This is a genomic window from Streptomyces sp. NPDC048664, from assembly GCF_040650555.1.
In the GTDB taxonomy this organism is placed as follows: Bacteria; Actinomycetota; Actinomycetes; order Streptomycetales; family Streptomycetaceae; genus Streptomyces.
The window spans coordinates 43,055-57,324 of sequence record NZ_JBEZHK010000025.1; the positions used below are offsets into that span (position 1 = coordinate 43,055).

Annotated in this window: 15 protein-coding genes; 6 read left to right on the forward strand and 9 right to left on the reverse strand. The window is 70.2% G+C overall.

Going from position 1 to position 14,270, the window contains the following annotated elements; genetic code table 11:
- Positions 1–7 precede the first annotated feature (7 nt).
- Genes AB0C59_RS24815 through AB0C59_RS24825 form a run of 3 tightly spaced genes read right to left on the reverse strand, consistent with a single transcriptional unit; the run spans position 8 to position 2,499 of the window.
- The gene (locus tag AB0C59_RS24815) at positions 8–799 is read right to left on the reverse strand and encodes an ABC transporter permease (protein WP_363008137.1); all 792 of its coding nucleotides are present in this window, start codon (positions 797–799) and stop codon (positions 8–10) included.
- On the reverse strand, positions 796–1,815 hold the full coding sequence (locus AB0C59_RS24820; RefSeq protein ID WP_363008139.1) for an ATP-binding cassette domain-containing protein: 1,020 nt from the start codon (positions 1,813–1,815) through the stop codon (positions 796–798). The genes AB0C59_RS24815 and AB0C59_RS24820 overlap by 4 nt, the downstream gene beginning before the upstream one ends.
- Positions 1,816–1,827: 12 nt before the next feature.
- Positions 1,828–2,499 carry a DUF4097 family beta strand repeat-containing protein gene (locus AB0C59_RS24825; protein ID WP_363008141.1) on the reverse strand — a complete coding sequence of 224 codons (672 nt, stop codon included), beginning with the start codon at positions 2,497–2,499 and terminating at the stop codon, positions 1,828–1,830.
- A 247-nt stretch (positions 2,500–2,746) separates the two neighbouring features.
- On the opposite strand from AB0C59_RS24825, the gene AB0C59_RS24830 reads away from it, so the two are divergent.
- Together AB0C59_RS24830 and AB0C59_RS24835 are read left to right on the forward strand one after the other, a co-directional pair.
- A complete protein-coding gene (locus AB0C59_RS24830) occupies positions 2,747–3,511 on the forward strand; it encodes a helix-turn-helix domain-containing protein (protein WP_363008143.1) in 765 nt (254 codons plus the stop codon).
- 53 nt (positions 3,512–3,564) lie between these two features.
- Complete coding sequence (locus AB0C59_RS24835) at positions 3,565–4,626, forward strand: DUF4365 domain-containing protein (RefSeq protein WP_363008145.1); 1,062 nt, start codon at positions 3,565–3,567, stop codon at positions 4,624–4,626.
- A gap of 69 nt (positions 4,627–4,695) precedes the next feature.
- Here the strand turns inward: AB0C59_RS24835 and AB0C59_RS24840 are convergent, their stop codons facing one another.
- Positions 4,696–5,457 (reverse strand): phosphoglyceromutase, encoded by a 762-nt coding sequence (locus AB0C59_RS24840; protein ID WP_363008147.1) that lies wholly within the window; start codon positions 5,455–5,457, stop codon positions 4,696–4,698.
- 160 nt (positions 5,458–5,617) lie between these two features.
- Here AB0C59_RS24840 and AB0C59_RS24845 point away from each other — a divergent pair, with 160 nt between their 5' ends.
- Positions 5,618–6,919: an MFS transporter gene (locus AB0C59_RS24845; protein ID WP_363008284.1), complete on the forward strand. Its 1,302-nt coding sequence runs from the start codon at positions 5,618–5,620 to the stop codon at positions 6,917–6,919.
- A gap of 60 nt (positions 6,920–6,979) precedes the next feature.
- Here the strand turns inward: AB0C59_RS24845 and AB0C59_RS24850 are convergent, their stop codons facing one another.
- Together AB0C59_RS24850 and AB0C59_RS24855 are read right to left on the reverse strand one after the other, a co-directional pair.
- On the reverse strand, positions 6,980–7,468 hold the full coding sequence (locus tag AB0C59_RS24850) for a cupin domain-containing protein (RefSeq protein ID WP_363008149.1): 489 nt from the start codon (positions 7,466–7,468) through the stop codon (positions 6,980–6,982).
- Between the two features lie 123 nt (positions 7,469–7,591).
- A complete protein-coding gene (locus AB0C59_RS24855; RefSeq protein ID WP_363008286.1) occupies positions 7,592–7,960 on the reverse strand; it encodes a DUF4267 domain-containing protein in 369 nt (122 codons plus the stop codon).
- Positions 7,961–8,048: 88 nt separating this feature from the next.
- Here AB0C59_RS24855 and AB0C59_RS24860 point away from each other — a divergent pair, with 88 nt between their 5' ends.
- Positions 8,049–8,642: a TetR/AcrR family transcriptional regulator gene (locus AB0C59_RS24860; RefSeq protein ID WP_363008151.1), complete on the forward strand. Its 594-nt coding sequence runs from the start codon at positions 8,049–8,051 to the stop codon at positions 8,640–8,642.
- 34 nt (positions 8,643–8,676) lie between these two features.
- Here AB0C59_RS24860 and AB0C59_RS24865 read toward each other — a convergent pair whose 3' ends face one another.
- Positions 8,677–9,183, reverse strand: a complete 507-nt coding sequence (locus tag AB0C59_RS24865; RefSeq protein WP_363008153.1) for a YbjN domain-containing protein — start codon at positions 9,181–9,183, stop codon at positions 8,677–8,679.
- Positions 9,184–9,317: 134 nt separating this feature from the next.
- Complete coding sequence (gene mshA / locus AB0C59_RS24870) at positions 9,318–10,655, reverse strand: D-inositol-3-phosphate glycosyltransferase (RefSeq protein WP_363008155.1); 1,338 nt, start codon at positions 10,653–10,655, stop codon at positions 9,318–9,320.
- Between the two features lie 332 nt (positions 10,656–10,987).
- Here mshA and AB0C59_RS24875 point away from each other — a divergent pair, with 332 nt between their 5' ends.
- Both AB0C59_RS24875 and AB0C59_RS24880 read left to right on the forward strand, forming a co-directional pair.
- Positions 10,988–11,806, forward strand: coding sequence for a class I SAM-dependent methyltransferase (locus tag AB0C59_RS24875; RefSeq protein ID WP_363008157.1), 819 nt, complete (start codon positions 10,988–10,990; stop codon positions 11,804–11,806).
- 272 nt (positions 11,807–12,078) lie between these two features.
- Entirely contained in the window at positions 12,079–13,182 is a 1,104-nt protein-coding gene (locus AB0C59_RS24880; protein WP_363008159.1) for an NlpC/P60 family protein, read from the forward strand.
- Positions 13,183–13,294: 112 nt separating this feature from the next.
- On the opposite strand, the gene AB0C59_RS24885 is transcribed toward AB0C59_RS24880, so the two are convergent.
- The gene (locus AB0C59_RS24885; protein WP_363008161.1) at positions 13,295–14,170 is read right to left on the reverse strand and encodes a LysR family transcriptional regulator; all 876 of its coding nucleotides are present in this window, start codon (positions 14,168–14,170) and stop codon (positions 13,295–13,297) included.
- Between the last annotated feature and the right edge of the window lie 100 nt (positions 14,171–14,270).

Sequence of the window (14,270 nt, forward strand, 5' to 3'; positions counted from 1 at the left end):
CCCGGCGTCACTTCGGGTCACGGTTGAAGGTCGAGGACGACCAGGCGTACCCGAGCACCGCGAGTCCCAGGCACCAGGCCACCGCCAGCCACCCGTTGTGCCCGATCTCGCCGCCGAGCAGCAGGCCCCGGAGGGTCTCGATGGCGGGGGTGAACGGCTGGTACTCGGCGATCGGCTGGAACCAGCCGGGCATGGAGTGGACCGGGACGAAGGCGCTCGACAGCAGCGGCAGCAGGATCAGCGGCATCGCGTTGTTGCTCGCCGCCTCGGCGTTCGGGCTGACCAGTCCCATGCCGACCGCGATCCAGGTGAGCCCCAGGGTGAAGAGCACGAGCAGCCCGAACGCCGCGAGCCACTCCAGCACACCGGCGCCGGTGGACCGGAAGCCGATCGCCGCGGCGACGGCGCCCACGAGGACCACGCTCATGACCGACTGCAGCACGCTGCCCACGACATGCCCGATGAGCACCGAGGGCCGGTGGATCGCCATCGTGCGGAAGCGGGCGATGATGCCTTCGCTCATGTCGGTGGCGACGGAGACCGCGGTGCCGACCACCGTGCTGCCGATGGTCATCAGCAGCAGGCCCGGGACGATGTACGCGATGTAGGCGGAACGGTCCGGGGCGCCGCCGCCGATGCCCGCGCTCATCACGTCGCCGAAGACGTAGACGAAGAGCAGGAGCAGCATGATCGGGGTGAGCAGCAGGTTCAGGGTGAGGGACGGATAGCGCCGGGCGTGCAGGAGGTTGCGGCGCAGCATCGTGGACGAGTCACGCAGGGCGAGGGAGAGAGAGCTCATCGGGCGGACTCCTCGGACTGGCCGGCAGGGGCGGGAGCAGGGGCAGAGGGGCTGGACTGGGCGGGCAGGCCGGACCGGTGGGGCGCCGGGTCGGTGTCCGTCAGGGCGAAGAACACGTCGTCGAGGTCGGGGGTGTGCACGGTCAGTTCGTCCGCCTCGACGCCGGCCGCGTCCAGCCGGTCGAGCAGCGAGCGCAGCGCGCGCTGGCCGCCGTCGCTCGGGACGTGCAGCGTGAGGGACTCGTCGTCGCGGGTGGCGTGGCCCAGCGCGGCCGCGGCGCCCTGGTAGAGGGCCGGGTCGGTGAAGCGGAGCCGGACGTGCCCGCCCGGGACGAGCCGCTTCAGTTCCTCGGCGGTGCCCTCGGCCGCGATCCTGCCGCCGTGGAGCACGGCGATGCGGTCGGCGAGTTCGTCGGCCTCCTCCAGATACTGCGTGGTGAGGAAGACGGTGACGCCGTCGGCGACGAGTTCGCGGATGATCTGCCACATGGTGTGGCGGCTGCGGGGGTCGAGTCCGGTGGTCGGCTCGTCCAGGAAGATGATCCTGGGGTCGCCGACCAGCGTCATCGCGATGTCGAGGCGGCGCTTCATCCCGCCGGAGTAGGTGGAGGCGGGCTTCTTCGCGGCCTCGGCCAGACCGAACCGTTCCAGCAGCTCGGCGGCGGTGCGGCGGCCGTCGCGCCGGGAGAGGTGGTGCAGGTCCGCCATGAGGAGCATGTTCTCCTCGCCGGTGATCAGGCCGTCGACGGCCGAGAACTGCCCGGTGACGCCGATCGCGGCCCGGACCGCCTGCGGATCGGCGGCGAGGTCGTGGCCGCCGACGCGGATCTCGCCGCCGGCGGCGTCGGGGGACAGCAGGGTGGAGAGGATCTTGACGGCGGTGGTCTTGCCGGCGCCGTTCGGGCCGAGCAGGGAGAAGATCGTCCCCTCGGGGACGGCCAGGTCGACGCCGTCGAGTACGACCTTGTCGCCGTAGGACTTGCGCAGTTCGTTCGCCGCGATGGCCAGGTCGGTCATGGTGGGTGCTCCTCAGAGGCTGCGGGCGTCGATGTCGCCGTAGGCGGTGGTCGCGTGGATGGTCAGGCCGGCGGCGGCACCGTCGGCGTTCTTGAGCGCGTTGCTGATCCGGCCGTAGGCGGTGCCGGCGTCCAGGGAGGCGGAGACTCCGGCGGCGACGCCGACCGACACGTCACCGGCCTGGGTGCGCAGGACGACCGTGCCGCGCACGGCCTCGGCGATCCGGATGTCGCCCTTGGCGGTGCTGATCTCGGCGGGGCCGTCCAGCCGGCCGACCGACACGTCTCCGGCGGCGGTGGTGAGACGGACGCTCGCGGCCTCGTCGATCTTGACGGCGCCGTGCGCGCCGTCGAAGACGACGTCACCGAGTCGTCCGACGACCCGGAACTCGGCGGCGGCCGCCTTCGCCTCGACCCGGGAACCGGCGGGCAGTCGCACGGTCACCTCGACGGAACCGGAGTTGCCGAAGACCTGGTTCCTCGCCGAGGCGTCGATCCGGAGCACACCGTCGTCGCCGTACGCGACCGCGGTCAGCTCCGCCAGCTTCACGTCACGCCCCTTCGAGGCGTCCAGGGGCAGGACTTCGACCGCGGTGTCGGCCCGGTCGGCGGCGATGAACTGCACGCGCCCGGCGGGGACGTCGAGGACGACGGAGATCGGGGCGGTGGTGTCGAACTTCTGCATCGTGCTCTCCTCTTGCGTGATGTTTCCGACACTGGAAACGCTACGTTGCGTTCATGGATCTGACAACAACATCGTTGCAAGCAGACATCATCACCGCAGCTCAGAAGCAACAAATCATTGCAATGACTGCAGATTCAACGCAACGATCACTCCGAGAGTTCGTTGCAATGAAAGCCGCTGAACGCTACAGTGACCGACAGGGGGCAGCAGGACGAGCACGAAGAGCACAAGGAACCGGGAGACAGCGATGCCGGGAGGCAGGCTCACCCAGCAGGAACGCCAGCAGATCGCGCTGGGGCTGGCCGACGGACTCGCCTACGCGGAGATCGCCAGACGGCTGGACCGCCCCACCTCGACCGTCACGCGCGAGGTGATGCGCAACGGAGGCCCCGCCGCCTACCGCGCCGACCTGGCCCACCGCGCCACCGAACACCGCGCCCACCGTCGCGGGCAGGCGGCACCCCGAGGCACGCAGGCGCCCCCGCAGGCTCATGGACGCGACGCCGAGGCCGTGCGCGCGTACGAGGAGGTGTTCACCACCCTGTTCATGCAGCAGGGCCTGCCGAAGATGATGGCCCGCGTGCTGACCTGCCTCTTCACCACCGACTCGGGCAGCCTCACCGCGTCCGAACTCGTACGGCGCCTGGAGGTGAGCCCCGCGTCGGTCTCGAAGTCGGTCTCCTTCCTCGAAGCCCAGGGCCTCCTCCGCCGGGAACGCGACGAAGGGCGCCGCGAGCGCTACGTCGTGGACAACGAGGTCTGGTACCAGGGCACGATCGCCAGCGCCAGGGGCACCGTCCAACTCGCCGAGACCGCACGCCAGGGAGTCGCCGTCCTCGGCGCCGGCACCCCCGCCGCCGCCCGCCTGGAGAACATCGCGCGTTTCATGGACTTCGTCGGAGAAAGCATCCTGCGCGCCGCGGAACAGGCCCGCGAGGTCCTCTCGACGAACTCCGGGACACAGCCGGACCCGAGGCACATCGATCCGCCCGCGGACCACCCGAGCAGCTGACGCGCATCGGAGTGCAGCAAAGCCAGCAACCTTGCCACAGGAGGCATCAAGCGATGGCACACAGGAAGCGGCGCGACTACAGGCATGTGATGGAAGAGGACTCCGGCGCCCTTTTGCGCTCTGCGCTGCCAAAGCAGTGGGTTGTTCATGAATACAAGCCGGATTACGGAATCGACGGCACGGTAGAAATTTTCGAACCTGTCGACGAGCAGGACGCGACTTTCGAAACCCTCGGCGAGCACATCTTCTTTCAGCTGAAATCCATCAAGAGGACCAACCTGGTCAGCAAAGTCGCCGAAGCGCGCCACAACCCCCTACTCCCCAAGAGGGAGACGGGCGCTACATCTTCCAGTACGCACGCCGTGCGTTTCAAGGCCATCGCCTACGACCTGGAGGTGAACGAGCTCCTGACGGTCGAAGCGATGGGCGCGAGCGTCGCCGTCGTACTGTTCTTGACCCCCTTGGATCAGCAGCAGGTCTATGTCGTGAGTCTGACAGACTACATAGATCGCGTTTTGGATATCGAAGATCCGGAATGGCGAAGCAAGACCGCGAAGCGCATTTACATACCGGTCATGAACCGCGTTCCCACTCCTCCCGCGATGACTCTTCTGCGGCAGTACGGGAAGCGGGCCAAGCTGATGCACCTGTTCAACGTGGCCTCGTACCAGAACAATGAGCTGGCGTACGCGATCGAGCGCGCCGAACTGTCACCTGCGCCCGGCCAGGAGGCGGACCTTGTCACGGATCTCGCAAGCCGGTTCTGCAAGCGCCTTCTGGCCCTTGACGTGTGGAACGACTGCGGGTGGCTCCTCCTGAGGCGGTATCACGCCATACTCGCAGGCTACAAGGACCTCTTCTCCGGCGACAGCACGGCGATTCATCGAATTGGCTGGAAGTTCCACGTAGATGACGTCGAGCAATACGCGGCATCCGATCTGCTCACCTCTATCCGCTCCACCTGGCAGGGGATGAACTCACTGGGAAGGACGTACGAGGAGCTGGTACGGGAATGGGGTCTTCCCACGTATCTTGGCACCGTCGGCCTCTCCCTGGACGAGTTGAGTTCTGAATTCAGTGCTCTCGTGGAGCACATCCGCATCCAAGAAGGATGAGCCAATATTACCGACCCAGGTCAAGAGAAAGGCCCCCTCTCCACGGAGAGGGGGCCTACTCGTGGGCGACTACTTCTTCTTGCCCTGGTTCTTGACCGCCTCGATCGCTGCCGCGGCGGCGGCCGGGTCGAGGTACCTGCCGCCCGGGGTGAGCGGCTTGAAGTCGGCGTCGAGTTCGTAGTACAGCGGGATGCCCGTGGGGATGTTCAGGCCCGCGATGTCGGCGTCGGAGATGCCGTCCAGGTGCTTGACCAGGGCGCGCAGGCTGTTGCCGTGGGCCGCGACCAGGACCGTGCGGCCGGTCAGCAGGTCCGGGACGATGCCGTCGTACCAGTAGGGGAGCATCCGGTGGACGACGTCCTTCAGGCACTCCGTACGGGGGCGCAGCTCCGGCGGGATCGACGCGTAGCGCGGGTCGCCCGACTGGGAGAACTCCGAGCCGTCCTCGAGCGGCGGGGGCGGGGTGTCGTAGGACCGGCGCCACAGCATGAACTGCTCCTCGCCGAACTCGGCGAGCGTCTGCGCCTTGTCCTTGCCCTGGAGCGCGCCGTAGTGGCGCTCGTTCAGGCGCCAGGTGCGGTGCACCGGGATCCAGTGGCGGTCGGCGGACTCCAGCGCGAGCTGCGCGGTGCGGATCGCGCGCTTCTGGAGCGAGGTGTGGACCACGTCGGGCAGCAGGCCGGCGTCCTTCAGCAGCTCACCGCCGCGGACCGCCTCCTTCTCGCCCTTCTCGTTCAGGTTGACGTCCACCCAGCCGGTGAACAGGTTCTTCGCGTTCCACTCGCTCTCGCCGTGACGGAGGAGGATCAGCTTGTACGGTGCGTCGGCCATGGCTCTGAGCGTAATCGAACCCCGGGAGCGCTCGCGCGTCCGCCCGACCGCCGGACAGTTGGCGGCTTCTGTTAAATGACTGGCCCCCACGGCCCCGCCTTCGTAAGGTGTGCCTACTGTCTGTACCACTTACATTTGCGTTCATCCGTGGGGGTCCGCCATCTCACTCGCCTCTGTCAGACGTGCCGCCCGCGAGACCGTCTCCGGGCTCCCCCGCGAGTTCTGGTGGCTGTGGACCAGCACGCTCGTCAACCGCCTCGGCGCCTTCGTCGCGACCTTCATGGCGCTCTACCTGACCTTGGGCCGCGGCTACTCCGCCTCGTACGCCGGTCTCGTCGCCTCGTTGCACGGGCTCGGCGGGGTCGTCTCCTCTCTCGGCGCGGGGGTGATGACCGACCGACTCGGGCGTCGGCCGACCCTTCTCGTCGCCCAGTCGTCGACCGCCCTCTTCGTCGCCCTGCTCGGCTTCATGCACCACCCGGTCGCGATCGCCGGCGTCGCCTTCCTCGTGGGCATGGCGAGCAACGCCTCCCGGCCGGCCGTGCAGGCGATGATGGCCGACATCGTCCGGCCCGAGGACCGTATCCGCGCCTTCTCCCTCAACTACTGGGCGATCAACCTCGGCTTCGCCGTCTCCTCCATGGCCGCCGGGTTCATCGCCGAGTTCAGTTATCTCGCCGGGTTCCTGATCGAGGCGGGGATGACGCTGGTCTGCGCCGTCGTCGTCTTCGCCAAGCTGCCCGAGTCCCGGCCGACGCAGAACAGGAAGGAGGCCGCGCAGGACGGCGTGGGGCTCGGCACCGTCGTGCGCGACGGCCGCTTCATGAGCGTGGTCGGCCTGTCCTTCCTGGTCGCGCTCGTCTTCCAGCAGGGGTCGGTGGGGCTTCCGGTGGCCATGGGCCGGGCCGGTTTCACGTCCGCCGACTACGGCACGGCCATCGCCGTCAACGGTGTGCTGATCGTCGCGCTGCAGATCCCGGTCACCCGCCTCATCGAGAGTCGCGATCCACGCCGGCTGCTGGTGCTCTCGTCCCTGCTGGCCGGGTTCGGCTTCGGTCTGACCGCCTTCGCGGGCTCGGTCGGCGTCTTCGCGCTCACCGTCTGCGTGTGGACGCTGGCGGAGATCGTCAACGCGCCGACCCAGACCGGTCTCGTCGTACGCCTCTCCCCCGTGCACGGGCGGGGCCGCTACCAGGGCATGTACACCCTGTCGTGGGCGGTGGCGGGCTTGATCGCCCCGGTGATGTCCGGCCTCGTCATCGACCGGCTCGGCGCGCGATGGCTCTGGGGTATGTGCGCGGCCGTCGGCGTGGCCGCCGCGGTCGGGTACGGGGTGCTGATGCGCCGCCTCCCGAAGGAGCAGGGTCCGGACGCGGCTCCGGAGGGGGCGGGCGAGGCGGCGGTGCCGGAGCGGTCGGCGTCGGCGCGACATGAGGCCGCGGCGGAGGCCGGTACGGCCTGAGGGGGCACCCCGACAGAGGGTGCCCCCTTCGTCACGGTGACGCCCGCCGGCGCGTGGGCGTCAGCGGCGGTCCCACACCTCGCTCGTCAGGAAGTACGTGTCGTACAGCTCCTGGACCTCCAGCAGCGACTCCGGCGGCACCTTGCCCAGCCCGATGCGCTCCAGATGGCGGAAGTACTCGAAGCGTTCGACGCCCGGGGTGATGACGATCAGGAGGTCGGCGTCCTGGCCGGGCGCGGCGGAGAAGGCGTGCGGCAGGCCCGGCGGCACCACGACCAGGTCACCGGCCTCCGCGGTGACCACCTGGTCGCCGGACAGCAACTGGGCCGCGCCGTCCAGGACGTAGAACATCTCGGCCGAGCCGTCGTGGCGGTGGGGCCGCGCCCCGTCCGCGCCGGCCGCGAGGGTGACCCGCTGTGTGGACAGCGCCCCGCCGGTCGCGCTGCTGTCGGCCAGCAGTCGTACGGTCGTGGGGGCCCGGCCGACCAGCTCCGCGTCGGCGGAGCGGACGATCACGGACGCATGGAAGTCCGGGACGATGAGCGACATGTGAATTCCCCGTTCGTTCTGCGGTGTTCGCGTTCCGGCGCGCTCCCGCGTTGCGGTGCGGCCCCGGTGAGCCGTGCGGCTCCGGTGAGTCGTGCCGTGCGCGGTCAGAGGGCGAAGACGCGATCAGAGGGCGAAGAGCAGTGCGGCGGACGCGAGCACCACCACCGCGGTGGCGAAGTGGATGCCGAAGGCGGTGGCTCGCGTGCCGCCGTTGCGCAGCACGATCACCGTGTCGCCGAGCGGCACCAGGGCGATGACCAGCATGAACCAGGCCTCCGCGCTCGCCCCGGCGAAGGCCAGAAGTGCGAGTCCGAGTATGCCGGAGACGGCGTCGCGCAGTCCCTTGATCTCCAGGTAGGCGGGGTCCCCGTCCGCTTTGACGGGCACGCCGTAGCCGGTGGCGGCAGCCTGGGGCTGGAACAGGAAGCGCGCACCGATGAGCAGGACGAACAGGTCGAGGAGAACAGCGAGGCCGTAGGCGGTGGTGTGCAGCATGTTGAACTCCTTGCTAGCGCCGCTAGTTGATGAAGCGACGCTAGCATAGCGTCGACATGAGCACTAGCACTGCTAGAATCCAGGCATGACCATCCACACGCGCCGCGAGCGCGAACGAGCGGAGAGAGAGCGGCTGATCGTCACGGCCGCGCGGGAACTCGCGGAGGCCGAAGGGTGGGACGCGGTGACCACACGCCGCCTGGCCGCCGAGGTCGAGTACAGCCAGCCCGTCCTCTACAGCCACTTCAAGGGCAAGGACGCGATCATGGCGGCCGTCGCCGTGCAGGGCTTCGAGGAAGTGACCGTCGAACTGCGCGCGGCACGCGCCACGGCATCCACGCCGAGGGCCGCGCTCACCGCCGTGAGCAGGGCGTACGTCGACTTCTGCGAGCGGCGGCCGGCGCTGTACGACGTGATGTTCACGCACATCGTGGACCTGCCGTTCGCGACGCCCGGCGCACCCGCGGCACTGCACTCCGCCTTCGCCGAGCTGCGCCTGGCCATCGCCCCGCTCGCCGTGGGCGAGGACGACCCGAGCGTCCTCACCGAGACGGTGTGGGCGGCGCTGCACGGGCTGCTCACGCTGATGCGCAGCGGTCGGCTGCCCCGTGAGCAGCACGACGAGCGCCTGGCCCTGCTGCTCGAACGGTTCGCCCCTCAGGAGGCGCGGGAAGGGTGACTCGCTCGCCGGGCGGCCCGCGGAGTGCGCGAGGTCAGCCGTCCGAGCGCCGGGTCAGATGGCTGAAGGCCTCCAGGTTGCGGGTGGACTCACCGCGGGACACCCGCCACTCGTACTCCTTGCGGATCGCGGACGCGAAGCCAAGTTCCAGAAGCGTGTTGAAGCTGCCGTCCGCCGCCTCCAGGACGGAGCCGAGCAGCCGGTCCAGCTCGTCCTCGGTGACGGCGGCCAGTGGCAGCCGTCCGGTGAGGTAGATGTCGCCGAGCTGGTCGACGGAGTAACTCACCCCGTACAGCTTGAGGTTGCGTTCCAGCAGCCACCGGTGCACCGCGGGCTCGTTCTCGTCGGGGTGCCGGATCACGAAGGCGTTGAGGGAGAGGGAGTGCTTGCCGACGATCAGCGAGAGGGTCGTGGACAGCTTGCGCGTGCCGGGGAGCTTGACGACGTACGAGCCCGCGCGCGGACTCTCCCACTCCAGTTCGGCGTCCTGAAGGACCCCTTCGATGACCCGCGCCGCCCGCTGCTCGTCAGACTCAGACATGCTCGGAGCGTACGTGACCGGGCCGGCCGGGTGGCCGGGGAGGCGATGGCCGGGGCAGTCGGCGGCCAGGACAGTCGGTGGTCGGGTCAGGCGGCGGCCGGGGCAGTAGGCGGCCTGGTCGGCCCGTGGTCGGGTCAGGCGTGGTGGGCGCCGCGGCGCCGGTGGGCCTGCATGGCCGCGGTGTAGACCCCGGCGGTGGCCGAGGCGGCGGCGTCCCAGCCGAAGCACTGGGCGTGCCGGGCCGCGGCGTCGCCCATGCGCCCGCACAGTTCGGGGTCGTCGGCGAAGCGGCTCAGGACGCGGGCGTAGGCGGCGGGATCGTGCCCCTGGACGAGGAACCCCGTCCGCCCGTCCTCCACGGCGACCGGCAGCCCGCCGACCGCGGCCGCCAGCACCGGCGTCCCGGTCGCCTGCGCCTCGATCGCCACCAGCCCGAACGACTCGCTGTAGGACGGCATGACCAGCACGGAGGCGGCCCGGAACCAGTCCGCGAGCCGCTCCTGGTCGACCGGCGGCCGGAAGCGCACGACGTCCGCGATGCCCAGCCGGGCGGCGAGCTTCTGCAGGCCCTCCGGTTTGGCGAGACCGCTGCCGCTCGGGCCACCCACGACCGGCACCACGATGCGGGAGCGGAGTTCGGGCCGCTCGTCCAGGAGCACGGCCACGGCGCGGAGCAGCACGTCGGGGGCCTTGAGGGGCTGTATCCGACCCGCGAAGACGGGGATCAGCGCGTCCTGCGGAAGGCCGAGCCGGGCCCGTGCGGCGGCTCGACCGTCGGCCGGGCGGAAGCGCTCCAGGTTCACCCCGGGATGGACCACGGCCACCTTCTCGCGGTCGGCCGTGTAGTGCCGTACGAGTTCGGCGGCCTCCTCGTCGGTGTTGGCGATGAGGCGGTCCGCGGCGCCCACGATCTGGGTCTCGCCGATGACCCGGGCGGTCGGCTCGGGACTGTCGCCCTCGGCGAGGGAGGCGTTCTTGACCTTGGCCATGGTGTGCATCGCGTGCACCAGCGGAGCGCCCCAGCGCTGGGCGGCCAGCCAGCCGACATGGCCGGAGAGCCAGTAGTGGGAGTGCACCAGGTCGTAGTAGCCGGGGCGGTGACCGGCCCAGGCCTGCATCACGCCGTGGGTGAAGGCGCAGAGCTGGGCCGGGAGCTCTTCCTTGGCCAGGCCCTCGTAGGGGCCGGCGTCGACGTGCCGGACGAGGACGCCGGGGGCGAGCTCGACGGTGGGCGGGAGGGCGGCCGTGGTCGACCGGGTGAAGATCTCGACCTCGATGTTGATCGCGGCCAGCCGCTGGGCCAGCTCCACGATGTAGACGTTCATGCCGCCTGCGTCGCCGGTGCCGGGCTGGTGGAGCGGCGAGGTGTGCACGGAGAGCATGGCGACGCGGCGCGGCTTGCGGTGCGGCAGACGAAGCCGTGAGGGGGCCGCCGGTGAGCGACGCCCGAGCCTGCTGACGTACTGGCTCACGTGGCGTTCCTCCATGGTGCGGGCATGCCTTCGCGGACGGCGTGCGGGCCCTCCAAGAAGGCGAACGCCATGTAGGGGCGCTCCATTTCCTTTGTGGGCGGCTTTGCTGAATCATTACCTGATCTCGATCAACCGTTCGAGATATATACGCTCATGCGCCCATGTGTTCATACGTCCATAGCCCACCCCCGCCGGGCCCGGGCCGGGCGCACGCGCGTCGGCCGAGTTGTCCACAGGGCGCCGGGGAGTGTGGGGACGCGGGGGGGGGCTGTGAGGGGAGGCTTGTCCACAGGGCGCCCCGGCCTCCCCCGGGCCCGCTTACTCTCGTACGCATGTCAACCCGCGCCGCGTCCCGCCCCGTGGGTACGGTGACGCGCGGGACGACCAATCCGAACCGGCTGCGCCGGATGGACCGCTGGATCGCAGCGGTCCACGGTGCCGAGCTCCGCCGCGCCACGGACCCCGTGGCCGTCGACCTCGGCTACGGAGCCGCCCCGTGGACGGCGGTCGAGCTGCTGTGCCGGCTGCGCGGCGCGGCGCCGCGCACCCGCGTGGTCGGCGTGGAGATCGAGCCCGCGAGAGTCGCCGCCGCGCGTCCGTATCTCCGTGAGGGGCTGGACTTCCGGCACGGGGGCTTCGAGATCCCCGTCGCGGGACGCCCGCAGCTGATCCGCGCGGCGAACGTCCTGCGGCAGTACGAGGAGGGCGAGGTCGCCGCCGTCTGGGAGCGGCTGTGCGCCCGGCTCGCCCCCGCCGACCCGGCGACCGGCTCCCGGGGCGGGCTGCTGGTCGAGGGCACCTGCGACGAGATCGGCCGCCGCCATGTGTGGGTCGCGCTCGGCCCCGAGGGCCCGCGCACCGTCACGTTCGCCACCCGCCTCGGCTCGCTGGACCGCCCGTCCGACCTGGCCGAGCGGCTCCCGAAGGCGCTCATCCACCGCAATGTCCCGGGCGAGCCCGTGCACGCCTTCCTGCGCGACTTCGACCGCGCCTGGGCCGCCGCCGCGCCCTACGCCTCCTACGGCGCGCGCCAGCGCTGGATACGCACGGTCCGCGACCTGGCGGGCACCTGGCCCGTCACCGACGGCCCGACACGCTGGCGACAGGGTGAAGTCACCCTCGCCTGGGGGGCGTTGGCGCCTGGCAGCTGAGGCGCGCGGACCCGACCGGAAAGCCGCCCGCCAGGGCCGCGGCGACCTCCGCCACGACCCGAGAGGGGAACGATCTTCCGGGTTTCCACGTCAGACGCGCGGAGAGATCACCGTACGAAAAGCTGCCGGGGAGGGAGATCGTCGTACGGGTGCGGCAGGAGAGGGAGATTTTGGCGTGCTGGAGTCCCGCCACTGTCACTTTGTCCCTCCGCGTGGCACGATCCCCAGGCGTCTACACGTTACTGACGGTAAATCAGATTTAGGGGCGAGATATGGGATCCGGGAAGCGGACCCTGACCACGGCGGCCATCGCCCTGGTCTGCACGGTCACCGTGCTGGGCGCACCAGGAGCGGCATACGCGACTCCGGGCCGGCCCGCGCCGAGACCCGCGCCTTCCGGGAGCCCTGACGCGACGAGGGCGGCCGGTAGCGCCGCGGACGGCGGCCGTCTCGAGGTCGTGCGCGAGAAGCTCGATCAGCTCTACCACGACGCGGCGGTCGCCACCGACGCGTACAACGCGGCCGAGGAGAAGAGCAAGCGGCAGTCGACGCAGATCGTGCGGCTGGCCAAGGAGATCGTCAAGGGCCAGGAGAGACTGGCCCGGCTGAAGGACCGCGCGGGCGCCGCCGCCCGGGCGCAGTACCGCGGTGGTGGCCTGCCGCCGGGGGTCCGCCTCTGGCTGAGCGACGACCCGCAGGAGTTCCTCGACGGCGCGGGCACGGCGATTCAGGGCGAGCGCGCGACCGAGGAGATGCTCGCCGACATGACGCGCACGCAGAAGGACCTGAAGCAGTACGCGCGCGACGCCGCCGCCCAGTGGGACGCGCTGGAGGCGAACCGCAAGGCCAAGGCCGAGGCCAAGAAGAAGATCCAGACGCAGATCGACGCGGCGGAGAAGCTCCAGTCGCAGCTGAAGAAGCAGGAGCAGGAGCGGCTGCGGAAACTCGAGGACGAGGCCGCCTACAAGGCACAGACGGCCTGGCTCAGCTCCGGGATACTGAAGGACATCAGCGGCAAGGCGTCCGCGGAGGGCAGGAAGGCCGTCCAGTTCGCCACCCACCAGATCGGCAAGCCGTATGTATGGGGGGCCGAGGGCCCCAAGTCCTTCGACTGCTCGGGCCTGACGTCCCAGGCGTGGGCCGCGGCCGGCGATCCCATCCCGCGCACCTCGCAGGAGCAGTGGAAGCAGCTCAGGCACGTCGCGATCAAGGACATGCGCCCCGGTGACCTGGTCATCTACTTCTCCGACGCCAGCCATGTGGCGATGTACATCGGCGACGGCGCGATCGTGCACTCCCCCCGCCCGGGCCGCACGGTGACGATCACGGGCGCCGGCTCGATGCCGATCCTGGGGGTGGTCCGCCCGGACGCGTAGCCTCCGGGCCGGGCGCCCGGCCCCGCCGCACGGCCCCAGCCCATGCCCGGGCCGGGCGAAAGCCCAGGCACAGCCGGTTCGGTTCAGCGCCAGGCGGGTCGGCTGGTTCCGGTCAGGCTGCCGGGGCGGTCAGGACGGCCTCGGCCGCCCGCCGGAGGTTCCTGATCATCGGATTCGGGTCGCCCTTGCGGCTGACCAGGACGACCTGGCTGGGGGGAGCACCCTCGATCGGGACGGTGACGAGGTGGGGACGCAGTGAGCTACGCCGATCACCGACCGGTAGCACGGCGATCGCCTCGCCACTCGCGACGAGTTCGAGCTTGTCGTCGTAGCTCTCGATCGGCGGCAGGCCGGTACCGAGGAACCGGTAGGACGTCCAGTCCGCGGTCTCGAACGCGCACGGCGCCGCCTCCTCGCCGGCCAGTTCTTCCGCGGTCACCGACGCGCGGTCGGCCAGGGGATGGTCGCGTGGGACCACGAGCATCCGGGGCTCCTCGTACAGCGGGGTGGTGAACACGTCGTCGCCGACGAGCGGCAGCGGGGCCCGCGCGATCAGGGCGTCGACGCGCTTGTCGGACAGTTCCCCGACGTCGCGGCAGCTCAGATGCCGGGTGGTGATCTCGGCGTCCGGGTGACGGCGGCGCAGTTCCCGTACGGCGGCAGTGATCACCAGGTCTTCCACGTAGCCGATGGTGATGCGTTCGGTCTCGACCGTCTCCCGCACGACCAGCTCGGCCTGCCGGGCGGCCTCCAGCAGGGCCTGGGCCCGGGGGAGGAACATCTGGCCGGCCGGAGTGAGCCGGGTGCCCCGGGGTGTGCGGTCCAGCAAACGTGCGCCGAGATACTTCTCGAGACGTTGGATCTGGCGGCTCAGCGCCGGCTGGGCCACGTGCAGGTCGGCGGCTGCCCGGCCGAAGTGCTGGTGCGCCGCCACCACGGTGAAGTAGCGCACCAGCCGCAGTTCCAGGTCCTGTCCGAGATCGTTCACCCTTCGAGCGTACGCATCGTCATGCCGTTTCAGCATGATCGGGTTGTCGAACCGGTCTTGGACGGCCCTGCGGTCCCGGGCCTTGACTGAAGGAGCAACG

Excerpts from the sequence above, each read along its gene's own strand:
- AB0C59_RS24815 (WP_363008137.1), bottom strand. The coding sequence starts at position 799 with ATGAGCTCTCTCTCCCTCGCCCTGCGTGACTCGTCCACGATGCTGCGC.
- AB0C59_RS24820 (WP_363008139.1), bottom strand. The coding sequence starts at position 1,815 with ATGACCGACCTGGCCATCGCGGCGAACGAACTGCGCAAGTCCTACGGC.
- AB0C59_RS24825 (WP_363008141.1), bottom strand. The coding sequence starts at position 2,499 with ATGCAGAAGTTCGACACCACCGCCCCGATCTCCGTCGTCCTCGACGTC.
- AB0C59_RS24830 (WP_363008143.1), top strand. The coding sequence starts at position 2,747 with ATGCCGGGAGGCAGGCTCACCCAGCAGGAACGCCAGCAGATCGCGCTG.
- AB0C59_RS24835 (WP_363008145.1), top strand. The coding sequence starts at position 3,565 with ATGGCACACAGGAAGCGGCGCGACTACAGGCATGTGATGGAAGAGGAC.
- AB0C59_RS24840 (WP_363008147.1), bottom strand. The coding sequence starts at position 5,457 with ATGGCCGACGCACCGTACAAGCTGATCCTCCTCCGTCACGGCGAGAGC.
- AB0C59_RS24850 (WP_363008149.1), bottom strand. The coding sequence starts at position 7,468 with ATGTCGCTCATCGTCCCGGACTTCCATGCGTCCGTGATCGTCCGCTCC.
- AB0C59_RS24860 (WP_363008151.1), top strand. The coding sequence starts at position 8,049 with ATGACCATCCACACGCGCCGCGAGCGCGAACGAGCGGAGAGAGAGCGG.
- AB0C59_RS24865 (WP_363008153.1), bottom strand. The coding sequence starts at position 9,183 with ATGTCTGAGTCTGACGAGCAGCGGGCGGCGCGGGTCATCGAAGGGGTC.
- AB0C59_RS24875 (WP_363008157.1), top strand. The coding sequence starts at position 10,988 with ATGTCAACCCGCGCCGCGTCCCGCCCCGTGGGTACGGTGACGCGCGGG.
- AB0C59_RS24880 (WP_363008159.1), top strand. The coding sequence starts at position 12,079 with ATGGGATCCGGGAAGCGGACCCTGACCACGGCGGCCATCGCCCTGGTC.